1 protein-coding gene is annotated in these 1,001 nt (G+C 39.6%); it reads left to right on the forward strand.

Annotated features, from left to right (window positions below; translation table 11 throughout):
• Positions 1–442: 442 nt before the first annotated feature.
• Positions 443–1,001, forward strand: a 559-nt coding sequence (locus BMZ71_RS14605; RefSeq protein WP_177187643.1) for an Ig-like domain-containing protein, incomplete at its 3' end; no start/stop codon positions are given.

Genomic DNA, 1,001 nt, shown 5'->3' on the forward strand with positions numbered 1-1,001 from the left:
TCCAAATCAATCATACAAAAAATTTGGGGTTGTTTGTATTTTTATGCCCTTAGGGGCGTGAAAAGTTGTAAAGTGGTGTTAAAAGAAGTTATAAAGATACAGTATATTTTTGTTTTCTTCTTTTTTTTTTGTATAATGTAGGTATACAGAAAGGGGATGGGAAGGCTGTTGTGTTAACATGTACCTTGAAATTTAGGGATATTCCGGACATCATTTGATGAGAAGTCACCCAGTTATAAGATTTCCATCAAAAATACCCATTTTCGGAAGATCCAAATTTTTATTTTGTCGGTAAAATTGTGGCCACTCGATCCTGTAGATAAACGGATGAACGTATGAATGGAGGGGATACCATCTCAATTTATTCATAAAAATAGGTTTATACCAGTATGCCAATACCTCTATCTCCTAAGGTTTTTTTTGAAAGGCAGGAGATGCTAAAATGATCAAGAAGATTTTCTGGATTTTTTTTGCAGTTATTGGGATGGTGATGTTTGTTCACGTAGGTGGTGCTTATGCAGAAACAAGTGATGCAGTATCAACGGGAAATGTTGGGGATGCGATAGACAGCATTGAAATGAGCGGATCGATAGTCCAATTAGAGTCTATTAGTTTCAGTACCACCGATATTAATTTGAAGATAGGTGAATCTATTGATGCTAAAACCGCTATCATTTACTCCCCTATTGATACAATGGATAATCCCCCCCTCGTTTGGACAAGTAATGATGCGAATATAGCGCAAGTCGATGGCACAGGTAACATTATTGGAGTGTCACCAGGTACCGCAGTTATTAATGCTTCTGCGGGAAGTATAGCAACCTCTGTCATAGTGAATGTAACAAGCCTCGCAGATATTCCGGTGGGGAACACATCAGCAACTGACTCTACTTTATTACCTACGACCATAGCTTCGCCCGCAGATCCCGTAACTGAAACAGCACCGACAGATACCACAACCAACACACCGCCCGCAGATCCCGTAACTGAAACAGCACCGA

Origin of the sequence: Trichococcus flocculiformis, from assembly GCF_900113645.1 — a bacterium.
Taxonomy (GTDB): domain Bacteria; phylum Bacillota; class Bacilli; order Lactobacillales; family Aerococcaceae; genus Trichococcus; species Trichococcus flocculiformis.